Raw genomic sequence first — 25110 nt, forward strand, 5'->3', positions numbered from 1 at the left:
GGGGAGGAAGGCGGCGGGGTTGGCGGCAGCGAGGGTGCGGTAGAGCTCGGTGGCTTCGGTGATGGAGGTGAGTGCCCCGTCGCGGTCGCCGGTGTTGCTCTGCTGGACTGAGAGGTTGTTGAGGGAGGCGGCGAGGTCGGGGAGGAAGGCGGCGGGGTTGGCGGCAGCGAGGGTGCGGCGGATGTCGACGGCTTCGGTGATGGAGGTGAGTGCCCCGTCGCGGTCGCCGGTGTCGCTCTGCTGGTTGGAGAGGTTGTTGAGGGAGGTGGCGAGGTCGGGGAGGAAGGCGGCGGGGTTGGCGGCAGCGAGGGTGCGGTAGAGCTCGGTGGCTTCGGTGATGGAGGTGAGTGCCCCGTCACGGTCGCTTACCTCGCTCTGGCGGACCGAGAGGTTGTTGAGCCACGAGGCCCGGGCCGCTCGTGCTTCCTCGGACGTTTCGACAGCGTCGTCAGGTTCGGAGCGCCTGGCAGCGATCAGCGCGAGGCCGCGAAGTGTGCTGTGGCCGATCGGTACCGTCGTAGCCAGTTCGGCCAGTGGCAGTGGCGTTCTCTCGGCTTCGGCGAACCGCTCCAAAGCCTTGACGAAGACGCCGCCCTGCGTCGCGGCCACCGAGAGCGCCGGCTGCCACAAGCCGGGGGCGGCCTCCAAGGCGGTCTGAGCGATGTCTGCCATGGTGGATTCGTCGCTCGCCGAAGCGAACCGTGAGACGCCTACGCACGCGTTCAGCTGTTCGTCCTCGTCTGCTTCCTTCAAGCACTCGCGGAGCAGCGTGCGGTCTGTGCTGAACACGCTGGATGCAAGGTGGGTGCCGAGCGGATCCGGTCGGACCGCCAGCGTGCCGTCTTCGGGGGCGGCGGGCAGAAGGTCCGCGAGCAGGGCGGCTATCTCATCGCGTCGCGTGCCGTCATTGGCCAGCCCTTTGATGGCCTTGAGGGTGTGGTCGAGCCGTTCCTCCTGAGGCGCCAGGAGGCTGAGGCAGGCTCCGGCCTCGCGCAGGATCCCTTTCGTTCGCTTCGAAGGCATGCCGATGCGGGACTTGTACGCCCGTACCCAGTAGCCCAGTTCGTGGTTGAGGATCTTCTCGTACAGCTCCTCCTCCGACCCAGGGGTCCCCCCGGTGTCGTCCGCTTGGACGGCGAGCCAGGCCAGCATGACCAGATCCAGAGTGGTCCACCGGCCGGAGTCGGGGTCGGGAGGCGGGCTGCTGCCCATGGCGACGGTCTCCGACCCGCCGAAGGAGCGCACTGCCGCCCGGTAGACGCCTGCCTGGCGGGGGTGACGGGCTGCCAGAGCACTGTTGTGCAGAGCGTAGGGAAGGCCGTCTTCCTTGAGCGCCACCGCGATTTCTTCCTCCCACCAGCCGCTGACTGTTCGCGCGGTCAACAGCAGACAGGTGGGCGCCTCGCGCTCCCGCAGGGTGCGCAGCACATTAATGACGTCCCCGGACTTGCGGTCCTCGACGTAGTCGACGACGACCAGCAGTGGGGAGGCGACGTCGCTCAGCCAGGCCCGGTCTTGGGGGTCGGGGTCGCGGACGAGGAAACCGGTGTACCAGCCAGTGGCGGAAAGCTGGTGGGCGAGTTCCGCAGCCAGGCGTGTCTTTCCCGCTCCGCCGACGCCGTGCAGCAGGGCGATCCGGGTGCGCGGCCCCAGGGGATCGGGGGCCTGGAACCAGTCCTGGAGGAATCCGAGTTCGTCCCGCGGATGGAAGCGGATGGCGTCGTGGCGGGCCCACAGGAACTTGAGCGGGCCGCTGTTGGTGTCGCCGTCGTCCGCCACCGGCTTCGGCACCGGCAGATAGGGCGGTGCGAGGACATCGGTGCTGGGCCGGTAGGGCAGAGGGTGCGGCTCGCAGTGCTCGTAGCCGAGACCGACGTCGACCGTCACACTCCAACGGTCCTCGGCTGCTTCCCGTAGGAGCGAGGCACCATGGGCGGTCGACTGAGCCCAGGACTGCTGTTCCCGCCGCCGGGGGTCGGCCGTATCGACACGGGAAGCGACGCCGGTGATGTCGATGGCGAGAAATGTGCCGGGGGAGTCATCGTTCTCGGCGAGCTGGTCGATGAAGTCCGGTGGAAGGGTCTGCCAGTCGGGGTCCTGCTCGTCCCAGCGGTAGTCCCGGTGCGCGCGGTTGGACCAGTTGCCGTCGAGCCAGACAGCGACCAGCGCGTGCGCCGGATCACCCGGCTTGGCACCGGTCAGGACGATGATCAGCGGATGGAGCCCGGCGTCCAGGCACGCTCCGGCGAAGGTGACCGCGAGGTCCAGGCACGTGCCGTGGCGTGGCCGGCGGAGCACCTGGTCCGGCGGCCGGATGGTCTGGCGGCCGGGATCACTGGTGGTCGGCTCATCGGCGTACTGGATACGGACAGCAGCGAAAGCCTCGTACAAGGCGTGTGCGCGAGCGGTGGGGGGACCGTCCCCGGGGGCGGGCATGCCGGTGCCGAGGAGGTCGGCCGGCGCCCCGCTCGTCCGTTCGCCCGGACGCCCGCGCTGGACGTACTCGATCAGGGCCCTGGGATCGCCGGTCGCCCACCGGCGCCACGCCGTACTCACGAGCCCGCTCCCTCGTACCCCGCGTCGACCACGCCCAGTACGTCCCCGGCCTGAAGGCGATCCACCACCGGCACACCGGTGGCCGCGACCTCCACCGAGTACGTCCCGGCGCCCGGCGGCAGGAACTGCGCCTGCCACTCGTTGCCACCGGACCTGGCGCACGGCAGCCACGGCGTGGCGGCCTTCTCCTGTCCGTCGCGTGCACGGACCCGTATCCGTACCTGCGTCCGCTCGTCGGCCTGCGCGCCGTAGAGAGTCACGCCGACCGCAACCGGGTCACCGCACAGGACAGTGTCGTCCAGGTCGAGCCCGAGCCAGGGGCGGTCGGGCTTGTCCCCTCGTATGGAATCGATCGCTTCACCGGCGTACTCGGCCAGGATGTCGACTACCACCGACGAGGAGGCGAGCGCCATATGACGCTCCGCCACTGCCCTGCGGGCGCGCATGTCCCGCTGCTCGATGGGGATGGCCGAGATCGCAGGGACCGTGCCGTCGCCGAGCCAGTCCGGGTTGGGCAGCCAGGCAGGTGAGCCCTTCGTCACCGACAGACCGGAAGGAGAGAGCAGGGACTGTTGAAGGGTGGCGTGCCCCCGGCCGAACGCTGCTGTCACTTCAGGACAGTTGGGGCCGTCGGATAGCTCGGTCCAGGCCGCCTCGATGTCCTGGTGCACGCCGAAGGCGGCCTTCGCCCTCGAAACGAACGACGCGTCGACAGTGGCATCTGCCCCCGTGCCTTCCTCCAACTCGTAAGGCCTGAGCGGTTCCGCGCCATCCGACCCTGCCACCGCCGGGTAACGCGGCAGGAGTTCGTACGCAGACGGCCACTGGCGCAGCACTGCAGTGAGCCCGGCCAGCCGTTTGGGGCCCACCTTCAAGCCGTTCGCCAGGACATCCAGCGCCTTGGGCGCGCCGCGGTGCGGGGTGCCGAGGGTGATCAGCGCGGCACAGTCGGCCGCGCCGCCCAGGGGGCCCAGCCAGTAGCGGGCGACCAGGCCACCCATGGAGTGCGCGACCACGATCACGCGCCGTCGGCGTGCTCCGGAGTGCTCGCCGCTCAGACGGGCAGCGACATCGGCGGCGAGGCGCTCGGCCGCATGCCGGATGCTGTGCCGGAAGTCGTACGGGAAGAGAACCAGGTCAGCACGGCTGTCCGGCTCGCGCCCAGGCAGAGAGACATCCACCTGCACGTCATCGAAGCGATTGCGGATCTTACGTACCAGGCCGTCATAGCCGGGGACGACGAAGGGGCCGACCAAGGTGATATCCGGCATCAGCCCGACCGGGACCAGATTCGGATGCGTATCCAGGCCCAGCCGGTGCGGCCGGGTGGCCGCGGCGACGAACCGCCGTCGGTGCTCGTCCCAGCAGGCGGCCCCCTCCACCGTCTGCAGGACACTCCCGCCGATTCCGGGCACCACGACGACAAGATGCTTGAGCGAAGCCACTGCTGTTTCCCCCGTTCACACTCGCCACCGGGGCACTGGACCAGGGTGACGGTCAATCAGGGATACGAAGATAGCGCCGGATCGCACCTGTTCGGCAGGGTTTCACTGCATCGATAATCAGGACCGATGTCATTCAGAGATTCGTGAGGCTGTTTGCCACAAGACCGGAACGCAACGGTCCGCCGACGGGTGTGCCGGACCGGAAACGGTCAGAACTGACAACACTCTGGCGGGAGCACCGGATGCGACTTCAAGATACTCCGTTGGCTGGGGATGAGGTTTGAATCAAGCCCCTCTGATGACGAGACCTACAACCTCGGTTGACCCGGTCGGCAGGCCTGCGGCCGGGGTCTGCGCGCACTCTGCTTGCTGCACACATTTGGGATCAAGACACTCTGGACGACGCCAACAGTGCCTGCCATGTTGCTCTCATGACGTCGCAGGGGAGTGACCAGGAAGCCTTGGCCCTAGCTCTTGACCATGCATGGCGCTGGTCCGAGAACCGCCGCGGACGCGCATACCAGGTGCTCAACGCACTGTTGATCTGCATCGCGATCATGGCTACGGCCTATGTGGCGGCTCTGAACGCCGACATGCATGGAGTTGCCGGAATGATCAGCCTGTTGAGCGGCGTTTTACTCGTCGGGGCATATGTCGAGAGCGCGCGACTTAGTGCCTCCGCTGCCTTGGCTGAAGAAGCCATCAGGAAGATCGAAGAGCGCCTGGCGACCACCCTCGCGCTCGAATCGCTACGCTTGGTGGAACGCGAACAACCCCGCTATGCAGCGCGCACGTTGGCCTGGCCCTGGTCGGTGACGAAAACGTTGGTGGCCATCGGTGTGCTTGTGTCACTCGCTGGGGCCGTCTATACCTGGGTCGAGACCCCGTAAGCGAGCCCAAGATCCCCTCGGGTGGCGCTGAGCGTGCCGGAGTGTGGCAACGATCAAAAGGTTCCTCCCTGAGTAGCGGGGCGGCGGAACCTCTGCGCGCTGGAAAGGGACTCCGCTGTGCGAGGGTTCCATGTCCTCGGCTGAACTGGGTGGGCGCAGCTACTGCCGTGGTATGCGTCCAACTCATCGACCCCCAGGGGCCATTGAGGGGCCACAAGGACAGGAACAGACCGACAAGCACTGCACAGGGCTGACACTGATCGGCACGTCTGACCTGCAAGAACGGCGTGAATCGGCACTGATCGACAAGGGCCGCCAAGATCCCCAATGGACTCATAATCCGTCGGCCGTGCGTTCGAGTCCCACCCGCCCCACCTGTGCAGCGCTGTGACTTGCGGAAACGTTCCTGCGTAGTTGGGCGATGGCCAGCCGGGTGACCTCTTCGCAGTCGGCGTACAGCGTGCGCATCCAGGGTTCGGTGAACAGCAGCCGGACGAACCCCGTCGCACCCGCCAAATCCCTGCCCTGCTCACCTCGTCGACCCCGAGCGACTGCTGTACGGCAGCGACTACTGCTGGACCCCGGCCCCCGTTGCGGGAAATCCACGCCACCACGTTCGCCGATACCCCACCCCCTGTGGACCCCACCACGTGGCAGTCCCTGACCACCGCCAACGCCCACCGCTGCTGCCCCGCCTGGCCAGTTGAGCACGCAGCATCGTCCAGGAGCGTCCGATTAGCCGCAGAGCGCATGAACGCCCACGTACGCAACGGTTACCGGCGGTCCGTGCACGGCGCCACATCCGGGGAGGTACTGGTCATCGGCGATTCACATCACGATGCTGTGGCCGATGCTGCCTGCGGCGGTTCGTCGGCCACGGCACCGCGGGTGCTGCCGCGGCCTGTGGACTCAGGCCTTCACACCGCTCAGGCGGCCCATCCTGATCAAGTGCTTGGGGAGCTGACGGGCCGTAGGCCATGGAGCATGGCGTCGACGATCTGCTCGGCCAGTCCGTCAGGGAGGTCGGGGTCGGGGCCGACGAACGAGCGGACGAGCAGAGGAGCGACGAACATTTCGATAGCCAGTTCCAGGTCGACGTCCGTACGAAGTTCCCCGTTCGCCCGGCCTCGACGGAGGATCGCCAGTCCGAGGTCACGCCGGGGAGTGATCACGCCGGCATGGTAGGCGGCCCATATCTTCGGGCTGCTCCTCGTCTGGGCGTGCGCGTTGTGCAGGATCGCCGACAAGCGGCTGACCAGGCTGCGTTGGCGCAGTGACTCCAGCAGAACGACGAGGTCGTCCCGCATCGACGTGCCGGGGAGTTCGGGTTCGGCGGACTCGGCAGCGCGTATGACGTCGACGAACAGATCCTCTTTGTCACTCCAGCGGCGGTAGATGGCCGCTTTGCCGACGCCGGCCGTGCGGGCGATGCGCTCGACGGAGAGATCACCCAGTGGAACGCCGTCCTCCAGGAGGTTCATTACTCCCTCCAGGATTGCCTGTTCCACGGCTTCGCTGCGGGGGCGACCGCGGGTGGATCCGCTTGACGGCGGACGGCTCTCGGCACGGTTCATGGCTTTCCGTCGCTCAGCCTCTGCATGTCTCTTTCCCACATCGACGCGGCGGAGCCGACAGCGGCATCCGCTGGACAGCCAGGACTCCAGGGCTAGTTCAAGGAGCCACTGTCGATGGCGAGGGCATCGGGGTTCAGTTCCTCGACCAAACGGTAGAGCAGACGGTGAATGCTGTCCTTGTCGTCCGGGGAGAGTGGTGAGGTCGTCTCCCGTTCGATCCGCCGGGCGATCGAAGCGGCACGAGCGGCGGTCGCGTCTCCCTCGGCGGTCGCGAGCAGGCGCATGCTGCGGCGGCTGGTCGGGTGCGGCTCACGTCGTAGCAGTCCTCTCTCGACGAGCTGGCTCACTGCTGCTCCCATGGACTGGGCCGTGATGCCCGAGCGGCGCGCGATCTCGGCGGCGGACACCCCCGGCGTCCAGAGGACCTGCTGCAGAGCGTTGTGCTGCGCCAGTGTGAGGTCCTCCGCGCGCAGTGCCCGCTCCAGCCGTCCGGCGATGATCTGGGAGAACTGCCAGGCGAGGTATCCGGTGGTGGGGAACGCGGCGTCGGTCACGGCCGCAGTCTACGAGTGCGAGGTGTGTTGCTCGCCGGGGCGTTACCGGGCAGCCGAGCTGCGTTCCCGCGCCATGGACCAATATCACTTCCGTTCCCCACGGACGGTGCCTGGGAACGGGGGCAGGGCAGGGGCCGGGTCAGCCCACGGGTGCGCGGCGGGGTCCGCGGGCATCAAGCCAGAAGAGCACCACGGCGGCAACGAGGATCCATGCCACCAGGACGACGACACCCGCGGTGAGACCGTCGTTGTTGAAGTGGGACAAGCCCTGGACGGCTCGTACGCCGACTCCCACCGGGAGGACTTCCGAGAGCGGATGCAGCCAGTCCGGCAGGTAGGCGGCGGGCAGCGTGCCACCGCTCGTGCTGTTGCCGAAGGTCAGCAGGACGACGGCGGCCAGCGACATCCCGGCCCGGCCGAAGACACGCATGAACATCATGGTCGCACTGCCGACGGCCGCGGCCATCAGTGCGATGATCCCCGCGATGCCCAGGAAGGGACCGGGCAGTGCCGCGAACCCGAGGCTCCCGGCCATCGCCGCCACGAGGACGCCAGCGAGCACGCTGAAGGAGGCCAGACTGGCCAGTCTCCACCGGTACTCCAGTCGCGGAGCCATCTGGTAGGTCATCATGCCGAACAGGAATCCGGCCAACACGACGCCGAACCCGGCGTAGAACACCGACATACCGCGGGTGTCGCCCGCCGAGGCCGGCACGTCGTCGCGCACGGTCAGCCGGTCACCGTTCGCCTTGGCGACACCGGAGAAGGCGCCGGTGACCGTCGAGGTCACCGAAGGGCCGTTGGCTCCGGCATACAGCAGCGTGGCGGACTTCCCGGGGCCGGTGACGTAGGCGGCGTACACCTTGCGGTCCTGCAGCGCGCGGCGGGCTGTGTTCTCGTCGGCGTAGCGCTTCACCTCGAATCCGCCGGACATCCCGAGCTCCAGCCCTCCGGCGACCTGTTCGAAGTGTTGGGTCGTTCCGACGACGGCGACCGGAAGGTCGTGAGGCCGGGGGGCGTGGAAGGCGGCCAGGAACACGCTGACGAAGATCGAGCCGATGGCCAGCACGATCGCGACTGGTAGCAGGACTCCCTTCGCTCCGGTGGCACCTTGCGGCGCTGGAGCGGTGTCCATCGCGTGGTGATGGGGCGCATGGCGCGCCTCGGCGGAAGTGGTGGGTGATGTGGACATGGGAGAGGGCTCTCCATCTCTGGGTTGCAAGGTGCCTTATAGTTGTATCATATAAATATCAGGTGCCTTACTTTCGGAGTCGCTCATGAGTCGCACGCACGCAGATCCGTCCACGCGCATGGGCTACCTGGCGTGGCAGATGGTCCACGTGATGGGAGCGCGGCTCGAGAGAGCGTTGCGTTCGCTCGACCTCACGGCGGCGCAGCACAACGCGTTGCAGCACGTCGGCTGGACGCCGGGAACCTCCGCGGCGGAGATCGCGCGCAGAACCGGCTTCACACCCCAGTCCATGGGCGCTGCTGTCAACGCACTGGTGGACCGCGGCCTGCTGGCTCGCCACGATCACCCCTCGAACCGCAGAACCGTCCAGCTGACCATCACCGACAGCGGCGCGAAGCTCGCCGATCTGGCGCGGGAGGTGGTGGAACGACTTGACGAAGAAGCGCTGGTGGCCCTGGCCCCCGCTGAGCGGGCAGTCATTCACTCCCTGCTGCTTCGCGTACTTGCCGAGCTCAATCCCGATGCCCTGCCGCCGCTGGACCTGCGGGGTGCGGGCTCCGGCGCGGCGTGATCGTCCGGACGAGCCGGCGCGCCAAGTCGGCATCTGGGCGAGGACCGGACGACGTCACTCCTGCAGCCCCAGCACCACGTAGTCGTAGGAGACCCTCTTCCTGTTGGCCTTGGTCACGTCGGCCTTGGTCACGGACATCAGGATCTGCTGTTGCTTCCCGTTCTCGGACGTCACAGCGCACTTGACCGAGTCGCGCCATTCGGGACCTTGCCGGGTCGTAGTAGGTCATCAGGTCGAGCAGCCACACCAGGGTCAGGCTGGCGCACAGGGGGGCCGTGATGGCGCGCCGGACGGCCGGGGGGAGCGGAGTATCAGGTTCCACTCCGCAAAAGGTACGGAGGTGCGGCCGAACAGTGGGTCGGCCCGCAGGCCGATGCAGGCCACCTCGGACCGGCCCGGCGGCCGAGGACGGGAGCGGGCGTCCGGGGGGTGGTCGGCGGCATGCAGATCCTGACCGATCTCGAATAGGCCCTGGCAGCGCTCGCCGGGCTGTGCCTCGTCCTGTGCGCCCTCGTCACCGTCGATTCCGCCCGATGAAGTCGCACCGTACGACCACCACCTCCCTCGACCTGGGGGCGCCGTTCTGCAGAAGCCTTACGGTGCGCCCCGCGCCATGGCCTGTGTCGTCGTGGCCGTCTCGCCGGGCGAGTCGCTGGCGATCATGGGCCCGTCCGGGTCGGGTTCGTCCACCCTGCCGCACTGCCTCGCCGGCATCTAACGCCCCGACGAGGACCAGATGCTGCTCGCCGGGGAGTGTGCGGTTGCTACCCGGCGGCACGCCTCGCCGACACCGCGCCGTCTGTGACACGCCCTGCCCGGCACCGATCCCTGTTCCGGGCGCTTACGACGACTTCGTATGCCTGGTCCGACCCCTCACGTGGTGTGATGCGGGTCAACCCACACTCTCGGCGCGGAACGGCCATCGAGCCATGCCACGGCCGCCTGGGCTTCGGGAGGATTGCAGGCCGAGTCGGCGAAGCGAAGTCTGGAGGTGCCGCCCGGTGTCTCGCCTGCTGACCCCCCTTCTAAACATGCTTGCCCAGGTTATCCACACGTAGAGATATTAAGGTGGTTGATGCACTCACGCTTGTTTGATGCGGATCAGGAGGTTAATGCTTGGCCTGTGTCCAGAACCCTGGCTTTGATCACCGGTGACTGCTCGGTCAGCAGTGTCGCCGGTGTCCTGCCCTCGGCCGCCGACTGCGACCTCCATCCAGTGGTCCTGTCGGCGGGCCCGCGGAACGACCTGGCCATCGATCCGGGTGCGGTCGGCGCAGCCGCAGCGCAGCGTCCGACCTCCAGTGACGTCCGACTGATGGAATGCCGTGCCCGAGTCGGCGGCTCCTCGCCGGGCGCGCGGGGCGGTGCCGCGTCTCCCGGGTCAGGAGGACCAGCGCGCCGCGCTCGGCGCGATCCTGGGCGCCGAGTCCTTCCCGCCGTCCTGCGGCAGCCACTCCTCTCCAGGCGTCCCGACGGGCATGGCACACCTCCACGGACGGCCCGGCCACCGACACGCCCCTGCCAACCCCCCGCACCCCATCGAGGGAGAGTGGACATGTCCACCGAACATCCCGGCGAAGCAGAGACTTCCCCCGTCGAGCCCCTGTCCGCGCACACCCGGCGTACCTTCCTCGCCACGACCACCGCCGCAGGAGGAGCCGCTGTGGTGGGCGGCCTGGTCGCAGGACCGCCCGCGCTCGCCGCCGAGGAAGCGGTGGCCCTCGCAGTGCCGCCCGGCAGTCGTGTCTCCTTGGTCGTCAACGGCGTCCGACGCACCGTCACGATCGACAACCGCACCTCGCTGCTGGACCTCCTGCGCGAGCATCTCGACCTGACCGGCTCGAAGAAGGGCTGCAACGCCGGTGCCTGCGGCGCCTGTACGGTCCTGGTCGACGGCCGCCGGGTCAACTCCTGTCTGACGCTGGCGGTGCGCCTGGAGGGCGCCGAGGTCACCACGATCGAGGGCCTGGCCAAGGGCGACCAACTTCACCCACTGCAGCAGGCGTTCATCGACCAGGACGCCTTCCAGTGCGGCTTCTGCACGTCGGGCCAGATCGTGTCGGGCGTCGGATGCATCCAGGAGGGTCACACCGGCTCCAGGGCGGAGATCCGGGAGTGGATGAGCGGCAACCTCTGCCGCTGCGGCTGCTACGTGAAGATCGAGCGCGCGGTCGAGCAGGCCGCCGCCGGCGGGAAGGGCTGATCCCCATGCATCCCTTCACCTACGCCAAGGCCGCGGACATGCGTGAGGCCCTCAGCGCCGGTTGGCGTGGCGGGCGTTACCTCGCCGGCGGCACCACACTCGTCGACCTGATGCGGGAGACCGTAGAGCGCCCCGGCGTGCTGGTCGACATCAGCTCCCTGCCGCTGCGCGAGGTCACCGTCACCGAGCGCGGGGGCCTGCGCATCGGCGCCCTGGTCCGCATGGCCGACGCCGCCGCCCACTCGAAGGTGCGTGTCCTGTATCCCGTCATCTCCGAGGCGCTGGAGCTGAGCGCGTCGGCCCAGCTGCGGAACATGGCGACCATCGGCGGCAACATCATGCAGCGCACCCGGTGCACGTACTTCCGGGACGTGACCGCCGCCTGCAACAAGCGTGAGCCCGGCTCCGGGTGCGCAGCGCTGCACGGCTACAACCGCAGCCACGCGATCCTCGGCACCTCCGATCACTGCGTGGCCACCCATCCCTCCGACGTCGCCGTGGCCTTCGCGGCACTGGAGGCGACGGTGCAAGTGCTGGGCCCGGACGGGGAACGGCGTATTGCCTTCGCCGACTTCCTGCTGCGGCCCGGCAGCACCCCGAACCGCGAACAGGCCCTAAGCAAGGGCGAGTTGATCACCGCTGTGGAGATCCCCGACCTTCCGCGCCCACTGAAGTCCGGCTACCTGAAAGTGCGCGACCGCCAGTCCTACGAGTTCGCGCTCACGTCGGCCGCGGTCGCGCTGCACATTCGTGGCGGCGTCATCCGAGAGGCGAAGGTCGCCGCCGGTGGCGTGGGCACCGTGCCCTGGAAACTGCCCGCCGTCGAGCGCCACTTGATCGGCGAACGCCCCTCCGGCCGGCTGTGGGCGGAGGCCGCCGAGCACGCGGCCGAGGGGGCGCGCCCCCTCGCCCACAACGGCTTCAAGGCCGAGCTGCTCAAACGCACCGTCGAACGCCAGCTGCGTACCGTAGGAGGCACCAAGTGAGCCAGCCGCAGGCAGCCGTCGGTGCGGCGGTGCCCCGGGTCGACGCACGGTTGAGGGTGACCGGGGGAGCGAAGTACGCCGCCGACAACAGTCCCGACGGGGTCGTGCACGCGGTCATCGTGGAAAGCAGCGTCGGTCGGGGCCGGGTCACCGGCATCGACACCCGCGCGGCCGAAGCCCAGCCCGGCGTCCTGAAGGTGATCAGCCACCTCAACGCGCCCAAGCTGCCGCCTGTGGAAGGGCGGTTCCCGCCGGGCAAACCGCTGCGCGCCTTTCAGGACGACCGGGTCCAGTTCTTCGGACAGCCCGTCGCGGTCGCGGTGGCGACCACGCTGGAGAACGCGCAGCACGCCGCGAGCCTGGTGAAGGTCTCCTACGATGCCGAGACGTCCTCGACCGACATCAGCGTCGCCGACGCCGCCGGCGAAACCCAGACCTATGCACGCGGCGACGCCGACCGGGCCCTGGACTCCGCCCCCGTCCGGCTGGAGACGACGTACCGGACTGCCCGCAACCACCACAACCCGATGGAACCGGCCGGCATCGTCGCCCGCTGGGACGGCGACCGGCTGACCGTCTGGGAGAAGACCCAGTACGTGCAGGGCACCGTGTTCACCTTGTCCGGCGAGTTCGGCATCCCACCGGACCACATCCGCGTCATCTCGCCGTTCGTCGGCGGCGCCTTCGGCAATGCCGCCCGCGCCTGGGTGCACTCCGTCATCGCGGCCATGGCCGCGCGCGAGGTGAAACGCCCCGTGAAACTCGTCCTCACCCGCAGGCAGATGTACTTCAGCGTGGGGTACCGGCCCGCATACGAGTACGGACTGCGACTGGGCGCCGACCGGCGGGGCCGTCTGTCCGCGTCGGCGCACGACGTCCGCGCCGAGTCCTCCCGCTACGAGACGTACAGCGAGAGCGTTCTCGTCCCGGGCAGGATGCTCTACAGCACCCCCAACGTCCGCCAGGCGTATCACCACGTCCCGCTGGACGTGAGCACGCCGTGGTTCATGCGTGGCCCCGGCTACGCCAGCGGCGCCTACCCTGTCGAGTCGGCCATGGACGAACTCGCCCACGAGCTCGACCTCGACCCGATCGAGCTGCGGCTGCGCAACGAACCTGCCGAGGACGAGTCCAGCCAACTGCCGTTCTCCACCCGCCGTCTGCGCGAGTGCTATCGCGCGGGCGCCCGTGAGTTCGGCTGGCACCGGCGCAATCCCGAGCCGCGCTCGACGCGTGACGGTGACTGGCTCATCGGGATGGGCATGGCCGCCGGTGTCTACGACACCATGCGCAGCGAGGCCCAGGCCTCGGTCCGGCTCGACGCCGACGGCACTGCCCTGGTGCAGTCCGCGACCAGCGACATGGGCCCGGGCACGGCCACGTCCATGTCCCAGGTCGCCGCCGACGCCCTCGGCCTGACGATGCGCCAGGTGACCTTCCGGCTCGGTGACTCCCTCATGCCTCCGGCCCCCGTCCACGCCGGTTCGCAGACCATGGCCAGCGTCGGATCCGCCGTCCAGGACGGCTGCGACAAGCTGCGCAGGCAGGCGATCACGCTCGCGGTCAACGACGAGGGATCACCGCTGTACGGTGTCGACGCGGCCGACATCGTCGTACGAGGCGGTCGGCTGTACGCGAAGGACGAGCCCACCCGCGGGGAGACGTACCAGCGGCTCCTGGCCCGCAACGACCGCACCCATCTCGAAGCGATGGGCTCGTACGCCGGGGCGCCGGAAACGGAGAAGTTCTCCCTTTACGCCTACGCCGCGATCTTCGCCGAGGTGGCTGTCGACGCCCGGCTCGGCCTGGTGCGGGTCCGGCGCATGCTCGGCGTGTACGACGCCGCCCGGATCGTCAACCCGAGACTCGCCGACAGCCAGGCCATCGGAGCCATGACCGGCGGGATCGGGCAAGCCCTCCTCGAGCACACGGTCACCGATCACCGCGACGGCCGGATCGTCAACGCCAACCTCGCCGACTACCTCGTGCCGACCCACGCCGACATGCCCGACCTGAAGGCGATCTTCATCGACGGGCAGGACTACGAAGCCGACCCCATCGGCGTCAAAGGACTCGGTGAGGTCGTCATCGTCGGAGTGGCGCCCGCCATCGCCAACGCGGTGTTCAACGCCACCGGCCGCCGCATCCGCGAACTGCCCATCACCGCAGAGGCACTGCTCTGAGCCCCCGGGCGGCCGGTGTACCCCACAACACGCGGCTACCCGGGCACCAGAAGGGCCGTCGTCGCGGTTTCCTCCCCTAGGGCGCGGCGACGGCCCGTCAACCCACACCTCACGGAAAGCCCCCCATGCTGAACATCGCGGACACACTGCACGACTGGTGCCATCAGGGTCGGCCGTTCGCCCTCGCCACCGTCATCGACGTCAGAGGCAGCGCACCCCTGCCGGTCGGCACCGCACTGGCCGTGGACGCCGACGGCAACGCGGTCGGTGGCGTCTCCGGCGGCTGTGTCGAAGCAGCGGTGTACGAACTGGGCCGCCAAGTGCTGGCAGACCGCGCTGCCCCCGCACGCGTTGCCTTCGGGTACTCCGACTCGGATGCTTTCGCCGTCGGCCTGACCTGCGGCGGAGAGATCGGTGTCCTGGTACAGCGTGTGGAGCCCGGCGCCCAACCCCATCTCGCCGCCGCCCTCGATGCCGTGACCGCGGGGCGTCCGTCGGCCGTCGCCCACGTCGTCGACGGTCCCGGTGAACTTGTCGGCCGTATGCTCCACATCCCCGCCGAAGGCACCCACGACGGCACGCTCGGCGACGAGAGCGAGGACCGGGCGGTCGTGGCGCATGCGCGTGCGCTTCTGCGGGCGGGCCGTACCACCTTGATCGAGGTCGGCGGCGGTGGGGGAGAAGCAGAGAACCCGGACGACGGCACCTGCCCGCGCAAGCTCACCGTCCTGGTCCACGTGCACGCATCCCGCCCTCGCATGCTGATCTTCGGCGCCGTCGACTTCGCCGCCGCTCTCAGCCGGGCGGGAAGCTTCCTCGGCTACCGGGTGACCGTCTGCGACGCCCGCCCGGTCTTCGCCACCCCGGCCCGCTTCCCGCACGCCGACGAGGTCGTCACCGACTGGCCCCACCGCTACCTCGCAGCCACCGAGACCGACGCCCGCACCGCCGTCTGCGTCCTCACCCACGACGCCAAGTTCGACATCCCCCTGCTGCGTCTGGCACTGACCCTTCCCGTTGGCTACGTCGGCGCCATGGGCTCGCGACGCACCCACGAGCATCGCGTCGACCTGCTCCGGGAAGCCGGCGTCTCCCAGGACCAACTGGCGCGTCTGCACTCACCGATCGGCCTGGACATCGGAGCCCTTACTCCCGAGGAGACAGCGATCTCCATCACGTCGGAGATCATCGCTCACACCAACCGCGGCACGGGACGGCCACTTTCACACAGCACCGGCCCCATACACGTTCCCGCGCAGCCTGTGCCCGGCCTGGTGACGGCGCCGTAACCCCCGCACAGGCGATTCCGGCAGCCGCAGGGCCCCCCGGCGCGCCGAGTAGTGAGCGGTCGTTCACGCACCGGGGTGGACGCGGCCGGCCTGGTAGGCGATCACCACGAGTTGGGCACGGTCGCGGACGCCGAGCTTGGCCATGATGCGGTTCACGTGGGTCTTGGCGGTCGAGGGAGAGATGTGGAGCTGTTCGGCGATGGCGTCGTTGGAGAGACCGGCGGCCACGAAATCGAGCACTTGACGCTCGCGGTCGGTCAGGGTGGTCAGCTCCGCGGCCGGAGCGCTCGTCCGGTCGGGTGTGGTGAGGTAGTGGGCAATGAGTGCCCTTGTCGCCCTGGGTGACAGCAGCGCCTCTCCCTGGGCGACCAGCCGGATGGCGTCGAGGAGATAGGAGAGCTCCACGCTTTTTCCGAGGAACCCGCTGGCCCCAGCGCGTAGCGCCTGGAAGACGTGCTCGTCGGCTTCGAAGGTCGTCAGGATCAGCACCCGTACGCCCGCGAGGTCTTTGTCCGCCGAGATGGCGCGCGTGGCGGCGAGGCCGTCCATGTCGGGCATCCGGATGTCCATCAGCACGACGTCGGCACGGGTGCTGCGGGCCAGTACGACCGCCTCTTCGCCCGTCGCGGCCTCTCCGACGACCTCCAGGTCCGGCTCCGACTCGATGAGCATGCGGAAGCAGGAGCGGACGAGGGCCTGGTCGTCGGCGAGCAGAACGCGGATGGTCATCCCTGCCTCCCTTCGGCGGCGTTCGCGGGCAGGTCCGTGCCGGACCGATCTGACGTGCGGTCGTCGGCCGGTGGTCCGGCCGCAGTCAGCGGCAGCCGCACCGCGAGGCGAAAACAACCGTCGGTGTCTGCTCCGGCATGGAGGCTGCCACCGACCGCGTGGACGCGCTCACGCATGCCCGTCAGCCCGTGCCCGGTGCCCATCGCGGCCGACGCCGGGTGCGGGCCGGAGTGCAGGGGGTTGGCGATCCGAACGCGCAGTTCGTCGGGCCCGTAGTCGACGAGCAGGTCCGCCTCGGCGGTCGCGCCGTGCTTGTGTGCGTTGGTCAGCCCTTCCTGGATGACGCGGTAGGCAGTCAGGTCGATGGCGGTCGGCAGGGGGACCGGATGGCCGGCCTGCTGGTGGCGGACGCTCAGCCCGGCGGCGGTCAGCGATTCGATGAGCCCTCCGAGACGGGACAGGCCGGGCACGGGTTCGGTCAGCTCCGTCTCGTCGCCGGACTGCCGTAGTACGTGCAGCAGCGGGCCCAGTTCGTCCAGGACTGTGCGGCCGGCCTCGCGGATGTGACCGAGCGCCACCTCGGCCTGATCCGGCCGGCCTCGAAGGAAGCGGCTGGCGACTCCTGCCTGAATGGTGATCAGGGCGATGTGATGAGCGATCACGTCATGGAGTTCCCTTGCGATGCGCAGCCGCTCTTCGGCGACCCGGCGGCGGGCCTCCTCCTCCTTGCTCTCCTCCGCCCGCAGCGCTCGTTCCTCCACCGCGGCGACGTAGTCGTGCCAGGTGCGCACAGCGCCCCCGACGGCGGCGCACATCCCGGTCCAGGCGAACACAGCGCCGGCCTCCGGGCTGGAGGCCGAATTCGCCCCCCAGGTGATGACGGCGTACAGGGCGAGGGCCGAGCCCAGGGTGGCGAACAAGGCGGTCCGCCGACGGACCGTTCGGGCGACGGTGTAGACCGCGATCAACGCGGCGAGCTTCAGCGCCCGCGACGGATACGACGCGAGGACGGTGAAGGCCACCTCGCCGAACACTGCCAGCGCCAGGACGGGCAGCGGTGCTTGGCGACGGGCCAGCAGAAGCAGGAACGCGGCCACCGCGGCGGCGGCGTCGACGCCCGACGGCCGGATGCCTTCGGGCCACCCTCCGAACAGCATGGGCAGCAGACCGATACAGCCCACGAGGGTGGCGAGGGTGGCATCCACCAGACGTGGGTGAGCGCCGGTGACCCGTTGCAGCGATGCCGGTCCGATCACGGCTTCACCATCCCTTGGTACCGATCCTCGGTTTCGGACAGATGCGGCCGCCTGCTCGTACGCCTGAAGGCGTACGAGCGGGTTGTGGGTGTGACCGCGGCAACCGGGGTCGCGCGTCAGGCCGCGAGGGTCGCCACTTGGTCGTCGTACTGGGGGCGCAGCCGCTGGCTGTGGCCCGTGCCGACGTGACTACGTCGGCGGCCTCACGCCTCTCGGACCACGTCGGCCACCTCGTCCAGCAGGGCCCTCAACTGGGCGGTTTTCTTCGGACCGAGCTTCTCGGCGATCCGCAGTTCGATGTCCACGATCACGGCCTCGGCATCCTGCAGGGAGTCGCGGCCGGCGTCGGTGAGGTGCAACTCCTGCACGTGGCGGTGGCGCGGGTGCGGTCGGCGTTCCAGTTGACCCCGCTCCTCCAGGCGGGCCACCTGGGAGGCCACTGCTTGCGGGGTGACGTTCAGGCGGCGGGCCAGTTCCGCGCCGGTCAGGCCGGGATCGGTGTGGACGGAGATCAGCAGGGTGTACTGCGCGGCCGCGATGCCCAGCGGTCGTAGCCGCTGGTCCTTCCGGGCCTGCACTGCCCACTCCGCCCGCCGCAGGGCCCAGGTCACCCGGGTCAGGTGCTCGGCAGGGATCGGCCGTTCATCATCCTTTGTCACCCGCTGAGAATACGGCACCTGGGCGCTTGCCAAGTTACTTGATTGTCCTCAAGTGTATGAATCCCTGTTGATTTGGCCGAACGGCTGATGTCGCATCGCGCGAAAGGGTCTGGTGTGTAGCCGGTGGTGACGCCGGGTGTCCCTCAAGGCAGGAGGGTGCGGTGACGGAGGAGATCGAATCCGACGCCTCCGTGCATCTGCCGCATGATCCTGGTGATTGGGGGTGCGGTCGGCGTGCTAGATGGCCTCGGTCCTCCCGGCGGTCCACCTGGGATGTCACTGCTTGGGGGGAAGCTCAGTCGGCGGTACCGCGGGCTGAGACCTCGCGAACCGCCTCGGTCACTTGGTCGAGCAGTGCTCGCAGCTGTGCTGTCTCTGAGCCGAGACCATCGGTGACCTGCCGCTCGATGTCGGCGATCACTGCGTCGGCCGCGCGCAACGCCTCCCGACCGGCGTCGGTGAGGTGCAGCTCCTGGATGTGCCGGTGGCGCGGATGCTCACGTCTCTCCAGCTGCCCGCGGCCCTCCAGGCGCGCCACCAGTGAGGCGATGGCCTGTGGGGTTACGTTGAGGCGGCGGGCCAGTTCGGCGCCGGTCAGCCCCGGCTCGTCGTGCACGGAGATCAGGAGCGTGTAGTGCGCCGCAGCCATGCCCAGCGGGCGCAGCAGCTGTTCCTTGAGGCTCTGCACCGCCAGCTCCGCGCGGCGCAACGCCCAGGTCACCCGGTCAAGCGCGCCGAGCCCGACGGGCTCCTCATCATTGCGTATCACGCGAGAAGGATACGACACTTCAGGGCGATCAAGTGTTTGACACTTGCCTAGCGCTTGAGGGAGCCTGGTCTCATGACTCGTCCCATCGCTTTGATCACTGGCGCCTCCTCCGGCATCGGCGCCGCCTACGCCCGCCTCTTGGCGGACGATCACGACCTAGTCGTGGTGGCGCGACGCGCCGACCGGCTCGCAGACCTTGCCGAGGAACTCCGCGCCCATGGAGCAGCCGTCGAGGTGCTGCCCGCCGACCTCATGGCCCATGACGGCATCGCCGCTGTCACCGACCGGCTGGCCGCCGGGGACGTGCGCATGCTGATCAGTAATGCCGGCGCCGGCGGCTACGCCCCGCTCGTCGATGTCGACCCTGCCGACATCGACCGCCTGCTCACCCTCAACGCCGTCGCCCCCGTTCGGCTGGTCCACGCCGCGCTTCCCGGAATGCTCGCGGCGGGCGAAGGCGTGATCGTCACCGTCGCCTCGCTCCTCGCCTTCAGCGCGGGCCTGACTGATTCGCGAGCACCCCGGCGCACCCTGTACGTCGCCGCGAAGGCCGCCATCTTGGGCTTCACGCGCACTCTCGCCGGTGAGCTCGCCGACACCCCGGTTCGCGTCCAGGTGGTGTGCCCCGGCGTTGTGGCAACAGAGTGGAACAGTGGCGCCGGCCGCAGCATCCCCTGGGCGATGTCGCCCGAGGGCGTGGCCTCGGCCAGCCTGGCCGGGCTGCGCCGGGGTGAGACCGTCAGTGCCCCTGGTCTGGAGGATCAGGACTCAGCCCTGGACGCCTTGCTCGCCGCAGAGGCCGCCTTTGTCACAGGCGGCAACCAGCCGACGCCCGCGGCTCGTTACACGGAGCCGCGGGATTAATACCCCTTTCCCAGGCGCGCATTTGGGACGTGAACGCGGCGATCGGGATCTTCGAGTACTTCGCGAGCCTGTGCGACTCAATGGCCGGCCAGGTCAACGACGGCGGAAGCCTGCTGGACATCACGGTGCTCGAACCCTACGGGGTCATCGCCGCGATCGTGCAGTTCAACTGGCCGCCGATTCACACCGCGAGCAAGCCGGCCCCGGCGCTGGCCGTCGACAACGCGGTGGTCATCAAGCCACCGGAGCAGGCTCCGCTCTCATCCCTGCTCATGGTGGAGATCATCCAGTCCGTCCTGCCCGACGATGTGCGCGTGCGTGTCGATGCGCATGAATGGGGTTCCTCATTCGTCGAGGGGAAGAGGGGAGGGAGAAGGCGGCGCCTGCCGGATTCGCTGGTGCAGGGGACGTCGGACTGCCCCTGCCGCCCTCAATGCCTCCACGTCTCCGACCGATCCCGGGGTTGACCTGAGCACCGAGCTGGGCACCGCAGATCCGCAATTCACTGAACGCCACGAAGGCTTCCGATGGGAACTCGCACACCGGCCGACGCCTGCGGCGACCCGCACGAGAGTGAAGGCTGAACGACCCCGATCCCGCGCACATCTCCGTGCAGCGGCTGGGAGGCGCGGGATGCGTTGCCCAGCGTCCGAACGACGCCGAACCAGCCGGTCATCAAGCGGGTGCCTTCGTGCTGCGCCGTGGTCGCATGCCGAGGAAGCGGGGAGTTGGGAACGACGCCGAAGCACGCTGTGGCTTGCTTGCTGCCTGACCGCGTGCGCGAACGCCCCCGAGCAGGCACTGAGATATGGGTCGCACGGATAAGAGCAAGCGGGCAGCCGTGAACCTATGCGTGCTCCTGCCACTGAGTGCGCCGAGCAGGCGGTGCGCCCGGCGCGGCACTGGTGTCCTTGGCAGTGCGCCGTTCCTTACCGCGGCCGAGGCCCATGCCCTGGGGAGCCTCGGCAGAACAGTTGGCTCGGCGGCTTCGCTACCCTGCGCGGCGGCCATCCGCCGCCCGGAGCGGACCGCGACGGCATGCCGCACACGCGGGCGCGGGCAAGGGTTGAACCCCGGCGATCCGTCCGACGCCGACGGTACCGATGGCGTCGACGCGAACGGGCACACCGACATCGAGAAGGATCTCAACGAGTTCGGGGGAGGGTGACGCCGTATCCCTCCACGGCCCTCCCTGTGCTACGGGCGCAGGAGCACCTTGCCGCGCGCCCGGCCGGTCTCGCTCAGCTCGTGCGCCTGGGCGGCGTCGGCGAGCGGGAAGCTACGGTCGACGCGTACGCTCAGTCGGCCGTCGGCGGCGAGGCGGGCATACTCGGTGAGCTCTGGCCCGAACCGTCGGTTGTCGCCGGAGAAGGTGATGCCCAGCTCGAAGGCCCGGGGGTCGGAGATGGTGACGATGCGGTTGGTGGTGCCGCCGCGCAGCTCCATGGAGACATCCAGCGCGTCGATGCCGGCGACGTCGTAGACGGCGTCGACGCCCTGCGGGGCGGCGGCGCGGACCCGGTCGGCGAGGCCGTCGCCGTACACCACGGGGATCGCGCCGAGAGAGCGCAGGTAGTCGTGGTTGGCCTCGGACGCCGTACCGATCACGGTGGCGCCGCGGGCCACGGCGAGCTGGACGCCGACCGAGCCGACCACGCTTGCGGCTCCGTGGATCAGCAGCGTGTCGCCCTGGCCCACTGCGAGCTCACCCAGCGCACGGTCGGAGGTCTCGACGGCCACGGGCAGCGCGGCGGCCGTCTCCCAGTCGAGGCCGGCCGGCTTGGGCGCGAAGTCCGAGGCCAGGGCGTACTCGGCGTAGGAGCCGGTCTCGGTCCAGGCCATCACCTCGTCTCCGACCGAGACACCGGTGACGCCCTCTCCCACCTCGTCGATGATGCCGGCCGCTTCCATGCCGGGGACGGCGGGGAAGGACACGGGGCCCATCATCTCCTGGACCCAGCCGTGGCGAATCTTGAAGTCGATGGGGTTGACAGCGGCGGCCACGACCCTCATCCGCACCTGCCCGGGGCCGGCGTGCGGTTCCGTCACCTCCGCCAGCCGCAGAACCTCCGGACCGCCGTACTCCTCGTACGAGATCGCCTTCATGCCTGTCACTTCCCGTCAAATGTTTGCATCAGGCCACTGTGGCGGCGGCCGGTCGTGGACTACGCCTCCAGCCTCCGGCTGGGCGGCTGGGCTGCCGCTGTCCTTTCGGACGGTTCCAACCAGCCGAAAGGACGATCCGACGGGAGGGCCGACTGCTTACGCTGGCGGACATGAACCTGATGGCCGCAGTCGAGCTGATCCAGGCGCCGCTGTCCGAGACCCTGATGCGCCTGTCCGCCGTCCTGGCCGAGGCTGTTCCGCACCGGACGATCGCCCAACTGTCCGGCAACTGCGCGTACTCGCCGTTCCTGACCCACGGTGAGTCCCCCGGCCGGCCCGGCTCCCTCGTCACCGCCGCCGACCTGGCCGCGCTGCGGCCGCTGCTGCCGGCGAGGGGAAACTGGCAGGGGCGGGCGCGGATGGCGGGTGTCGACGTGCCCGTGCTGGCCCTGACCAGCGACATCACCGGGCAGAGCGCACTGCTGGTCGTGGTACGGACCGAGGACACCCCGGTACCGGAGGAGCATCTGACGCCCGCCCAGTTGTTGTGGGACCTGGTGGCCGCGCACCGGGACGGTCTGCGGACCGAGGCGCTCCCGGGGTCGCTGGCCGCGTCGCGAGCCGCGGCGGCGGCACGGGCCGCCGCCATCGCCGAACTCCGCGACGCGCACGGGGGCGTGCTGACCGCCCTGCTCGGCGTCCTGCGCGACCGCGCCCTGGACGACACGAACGCCCGTACACGCGCCGTCGACGTCGCCGTTTCGGCCCTCGCTGACCTGCGCTCACGGGCTGAACTCGACCAGTCGCTGGCGGAGGAGCGGGCCGGGGACGCCTTCGAGCGGCTCGCAGGGTCGCTGCGCCGAATCCTGCGCGCACGCAACGTACGGCTGGAGCTGGGCCCGCCCGGTGTGGAGGAAGGCGCGGACCGCTTGCTGCCCGCCGATGTCACCGACACGGCGCTTGCCGTGGTCCGGGCCACGGTGCACGCGTCAGTGGACGACCAGGGCCACGGTCCGGAAGGTGACGGAGAGCACCGCGTCCATGTCGGCTGGAGGGTCGGTACGGACGAACTGCGCGCCACCGTCCGAGACAACGGACCCGGGACCCTGTCCCTCGGCGCCCTCGACGCCCGCCGGGTCACCGAGCGTCTGGCGCCGCTCGGTGGGCGGGTCGACCTGGACGCGGTGCCCGGCTGGGGCACGACTGTGACCCTCGAGATCCCGCTCGCCTCGCCCAGCACACCCCGCCAGGATCCGCTGACCGCGCTCGGCGCACGGGAGCTGGAGGTGCTGGGACAGCTGGCCCGCGGCCGGCGCAACCGGGACATCGCGCAGGATCTGCACATCAGCGAGTCGACGGTGAAGTTCCACGTGGCGAGGATCCTCGGCAAACTGGGCGTCAGCTCCCGCGGGGAGGCGGCCGCCCTCGCCCACGAATGGGGCGCCGCATAGCCTGCGCCGTCGGCAGGTGACCGGCCTGTCGCAGCGGCGACCAGTAGTTCCGGGCCGTCCAGTTGCTCTTGGCGCATGGGGCAGAGGGTTGCTGTCTTCGTCCCCGGTTTGCCTACCCTTCTGCGCTGCCTGTTTCATCCAGTGCACCGGCGTGCCCCATTGCTCGGCCGGTTCGGGCGGTGAGCTGATCACAGGCGTACGGACACCTCGGTCCGGCACCGGGCATGTCCGCTTGAGCACATCCCTCGCACGCGTCGAACCGCCCTTCAGCAGGCGGAGTTGAGAAGGACGTCGATGTTCCGCCGTGCCCTGGGACTGCCGACCCGTCGGCGCTCCAGCCAGCGATTGCGTCCTGCATTGTCCGGCCGTCCAATGGGATCACCTACATCGCCAGCCAGGCAGCCTGGCTGGCGATGTAGGTGACAGTCTCATGCGTCCTCGTGTACGTCCTGTCGCCGCGCATTCTTCACGGACCAGGCCGAGCAGTTGGAGCACCGGCCGGTCGGACAGGGGGACTGTTCGGCGTCATCGGCGCGAATCCTCCGCCGGCCAGGGATTGCACGGCACCACACATCGTGTCGTGGCGAACGGCAGCCCGGAGCCGGGGAGCGGCCGTCATTGCCCTTCGCAGACGCCCTCGACAGCGAACTTCTGGTACAGGTGCGGGTAGGCGACGGTGCCGGCGGGGTAGCCCGCAAGGTGCGAGGCGAACTCCGGCGTGCTGAGCGCCGCACGGAGGTGCTCGGTGGATTTCCAGACCGCGACGTTGGTGAACAGCCGGCTGCCGCCGATGCCCCGGTACAGCTGCACCGAGAGGAGGCGCCCCGACTTCTTCATGTACTCCGCGTCGTCCGTCCAGGCGGCCACCACCTCGGCCTCCTTGCCTTCCGGGGCGACGAAGGTGTTGATGATGGTGACCGGACCGGTCTCCTCCTTCTGCTGGTTGCGGAACTGGGTGGACTCGTCGAGGTGGCCGAACTGCAGCATGGTTGCTCCATGAGCTTGATGGGCTGTCAAAGTCACTTCCCGACACGCGGTCCACAACAGTTGGCAGCGACGGCGACTGAAGGGCTGAACAGGTGAGGGCCTTCCGGTTCGGTGTGGATTGCGACGTCCGCACCGAACCGGAAGGCCCTCGTGATCCCCGTCTTCCCGGCCGCCGTCCGGCGGTGGGCGGGAAGGGTCAGAGTGCGCTCAGCGCGGCGCGGGCGACCTCGTCGTCCTGGACCGGGGTGCCTCCGCCGACCGCGAGGGCGCCGATGAACTGGCCGCTCTCGAAGATCGGTCGGCCGCCGGCGAGCAGGCTGGCGCCACTGGCGACATGGGAAGCGATCTGGGCCGGGTCCTTGATGTTGGTGGCGAGGTCGGCGGTGGCGGCCCGGTAGGTGCGCGCGGTGTGTGCTTTGTGGGGTACCAACGCGGCTGCCGCCGGGCTGTTGTTGTCCATGCGAAGGGATGCCTTGGTTTCGCCGGCGGAGTCGACGACCAGCACATACATGGGTGGAAGAGTCGTGTGGTCCCGCACGTAGCGGATGGCGGCTTCGGCGAGCCGCTGGGCCTGGGCCAGGCTGATCGTCCGCGTCGCGGTCGATCCCATGCTGCCAGTGGTGGCCGAGGCGCTGTCGGCAAGCATCTGGCTCAACGCCACTCCGCCCGCCACCGCCCCCGCCATCCCGAGCATGCCGCGTCTCGTAGCCAGGGTGTTGCCGGAGTCTTCTGTCATGGCTTTGCTCCTGCGTCTTTGTGAGGAACGTTCTTGCGCATCTCGGGATTTTCTTGGGCGCCCTGCCGCGCCGACGGGCAGGTTGTTGCCGGTGACCGTGGATGCCTGGT

22 protein-coding genes are annotated in these 25110 nt (G+C 69.2%); 10 read left to right on the plus strand and 12 right to left on the minus strand.

Annotation, left to right across the window (positions count from 1 at the left end; translation table 11 throughout):
- On the minus strand, positions 1-2556 hold a 2556-nt coding region (locus ACIRP7_RS43915), incomplete at its 3' end, for a hypothetical protein (protein WP_403672135.1).
- Positions 2553-4001, minus strand: coding sequence for an esterase/lipase family protein (locus tag ACIRP7_RS43920; protein WP_403672138.1), 1449 nt, complete (start codon positions 3999-4001; stop codon positions 2553-2555). The genes ACIRP7_RS43920 and ACIRP7_RS43915, both read right to left, overlap by 4 nt.
- 431 nt (positions 4002-4432) lie before the next feature.
- Between ACIRP7_RS43920 and ACIRP7_RS43925 the strand changes: the two genes are divergently transcribed.
- Complete coding sequence (locus ACIRP7_RS43925) at positions 4433-4891, plus strand: hypothetical protein (protein ID WP_403672141.1); 459 nt, start codon at positions 4433-4435, stop codon at positions 4889-4891.
- A 944-nt stretch (positions 4892-5835) separates the two neighbouring features.
- On the opposite strand, the gene ACIRP7_RS43930 is transcribed toward ACIRP7_RS43925, so the two are convergent.
- From ACIRP7_RS43930 to ACIRP7_RS43940, 3 genes are all read right to left on the minus strand, one after another.
- Complete coding sequence (locus ACIRP7_RS43930; RefSeq protein ID WP_403672143.1) at positions 5836-6465, minus strand: TetR/AcrR family transcriptional regulator; 630 nt, start codon at positions 6463-6465, stop codon at positions 5836-5838.
- Positions 6466-6557: 92 nt separating this feature from the next.
- Positions 6558-7019: a MarR family winged helix-turn-helix transcriptional regulator gene (locus ACIRP7_RS43935; protein WP_403672146.1), complete on the minus strand. Its 462-nt coding sequence runs from the start codon at positions 7017-7019 to the stop codon at positions 6558-6560.
- A gap of 139 nt (positions 7020-7158) precedes the next feature.
- Positions 7159-8211, minus strand: a complete 1053-nt coding sequence (locus ACIRP7_RS43940; RefSeq protein WP_403672149.1) for an ABC transporter permease — start codon at positions 8209-8211, stop codon at positions 7159-7161.
- Between the two features lie 85 nt (positions 8212-8296).
- Between ACIRP7_RS43940 and ACIRP7_RS43945 the strand changes: the two genes are divergently transcribed.
- The 6 genes from ACIRP7_RS43945 to ACIRP7_RS43970 all read left to right on the plus strand — a co-directional run bounded on the left by ACIRP7_RS43945 (position 8297) and on the right by ACIRP7_RS43970 (position 15443).
- A complete protein-coding gene (locus tag ACIRP7_RS43945) occupies positions 8297-8782 on the plus strand; it encodes a MarR family winged helix-turn-helix transcriptional regulator (RefSeq protein WP_403672152.1) in 486 nt (161 codons plus the stop codon).
- A 613-nt stretch (positions 8783-9395) separates the two neighbouring features.
- The gene (locus ACIRP7_RS43950) at positions 9396-9500 is read left to right on the plus strand and encodes an ATP-binding cassette domain-containing protein (RefSeq protein ID WP_403672155.1); all 105 of its coding nucleotides are present in this window, start codon (positions 9396-9398) and stop codon (positions 9498-9500) included.
- Between the two features lie 837 nt (positions 9501-10337).
- Positions 10338-10985 carry a (2Fe-2S)-binding protein gene (locus ACIRP7_RS43955; RefSeq protein ID WP_403672158.1) on the plus strand — a complete coding sequence of 216 codons (648 nt, stop codon included), beginning with the start codon at positions 10338-10340 and terminating at the stop codon, positions 10983-10985.
- 5 nt (positions 10986-10990) lie between these two features.
- Positions 10991-11971: an FAD binding domain-containing protein gene (locus tag ACIRP7_RS43960; protein WP_403672161.1), complete on the plus strand. Its 981-nt coding sequence runs from the start codon at positions 10991-10993 to the stop codon at positions 11969-11971.
- Positions 11968-14154, plus strand: a complete 2187-nt coding sequence (locus ACIRP7_RS43965) for a xanthine dehydrogenase family protein molybdopterin-binding subunit (protein WP_403672164.1) — start codon at positions 11968-11970, stop codon at positions 14152-14154. Before ACIRP7_RS43960 ends, ACIRP7_RS43965 begins: the two co-directional genes overlap by 4 nt.
- Before the next feature lie 125 nt (positions 14155-14279).
- On the plus strand, positions 14280-15443 hold the full coding sequence (locus ACIRP7_RS43970; protein ID WP_403672167.1) for an XdhC family protein: 1164 nt from the start codon (positions 14280-14282) through the stop codon (positions 15441-15443).
- A gap of 63 nt (positions 15444-15506) precedes the next feature.
- Here the strand turns inward: ACIRP7_RS43970 and ACIRP7_RS43975 are convergent, their stop codons facing one another.
- From ACIRP7_RS43975 to ACIRP7_RS43990, 4 genes are all read right to left on the minus strand, one after another.
- Positions 15507-16172, minus strand: coding sequence for a response regulator (locus ACIRP7_RS43975; RefSeq protein ID WP_403672170.1), 666 nt, complete (start codon positions 16170-16172; stop codon positions 15507-15509).
- Positions 16169-17428 (minus strand): sensor histidine kinase, encoded by a 1260-nt coding sequence (locus ACIRP7_RS43980; RefSeq protein WP_403672173.1) that lies wholly within the window; start codon positions 17426-17428, stop codon positions 16169-16171. The genes ACIRP7_RS43975 and ACIRP7_RS43980 overlap by 4 nt, the downstream gene beginning before the upstream one ends.
- Before the next feature lie 203 nt (positions 17429-17631).
- Complete coding sequence (locus ACIRP7_RS43985; protein ID WP_403672176.1) at positions 17632-18087, minus strand: MarR family winged helix-turn-helix transcriptional regulator; 456 nt, start codon at positions 18085-18087, stop codon at positions 17632-17634.
- 295 nt (positions 18088-18382) lie between these two features.
- Positions 18383-18856: a MarR family winged helix-turn-helix transcriptional regulator gene (locus tag ACIRP7_RS43990; RefSeq protein WP_403672178.1), complete on the minus strand. Its 474-nt coding sequence runs from the start codon at positions 18854-18856 to the stop codon at positions 18383-18385.
- A 72-nt stretch (positions 18857-18928) separates the two neighbouring features.
- Between ACIRP7_RS43990 and ACIRP7_RS43995 the strand changes: the two genes are divergently transcribed.
- Positions 18929-19720 carry an SDR family NAD(P)-dependent oxidoreductase gene (locus ACIRP7_RS43995; protein WP_403672181.1) on the plus strand — a complete coding sequence of 264 codons (792 nt, stop codon included), beginning with the start codon at positions 18929-18931 and terminating at the stop codon, positions 19718-19720.
- Positions 19720-20187: an aldehyde dehydrogenase family protein gene (locus ACIRP7_RS44000; RefSeq protein ID WP_403672212.1), complete on the plus strand. Its 468-nt coding sequence runs from the start codon at positions 19720-19722 to the stop codon at positions 20185-20187. The genes ACIRP7_RS43995 and ACIRP7_RS44000 overlap by 1 nt, the downstream gene beginning before the upstream one ends.
- Positions 20188-20917: 730 nt before the next feature.
- Here ACIRP7_RS44000 and ACIRP7_RS44005 read toward each other — a convergent pair.
- Complete coding sequence (locus ACIRP7_RS44005) at positions 20918-21826, minus strand: NADP-dependent oxidoreductase (protein WP_403672184.1); 909 nt, start codon at positions 21824-21826, stop codon at positions 20918-20920.
- Positions 21827-21996: 170 nt separating this feature from the next.
- Between ACIRP7_RS44005 and ACIRP7_RS44010 the strand changes: the two genes are divergently transcribed.
- The gene (locus ACIRP7_RS44010; RefSeq protein ID WP_403672187.1) at positions 21997-23277 is read left to right on the plus strand and encodes a LuxR C-terminal-related transcriptional regulator; all 1281 of its coding nucleotides are present in this window, start codon (positions 21997-21999) and stop codon (positions 23275-23277) included.
- Positions 23278-23892: 615 nt separating this feature from the next.
- Here ACIRP7_RS44010 and ACIRP7_RS44015 read toward each other — a convergent pair.
- Together ACIRP7_RS44015 and ACIRP7_RS44020 are read right to left on the minus strand one after the other, a co-directional pair.
- Positions 23893-24264: an antibiotic biosynthesis monooxygenase family protein gene (locus ACIRP7_RS44015; protein WP_403672190.1), complete on the minus strand. Its 372-nt coding sequence runs from the start codon at positions 24262-24264 to the stop codon at positions 23893-23895.
- Positions 24265-24460: 196 nt separating this feature from the next.
- Positions 24461-25000 carry a heme-binding protein gene (locus tag ACIRP7_RS44020; RefSeq protein ID WP_403672193.1) on the minus strand — a complete coding sequence of 180 codons (540 nt, stop codon included), beginning with the start codon at positions 24998-25000 and terminating at the stop codon, positions 24461-24463.
- Positions 25001-25110: the final 110 nt, after the last annotated feature.

This window comes from Streptomyces sp. NPDC102270 (assembly GCF_044766405.1).
In the GTDB taxonomy this organism is placed as follows: Bacteria; Actinomycetota; Actinomycetes; order Streptomycetales; family Streptomycetaceae; genus Streptomyces.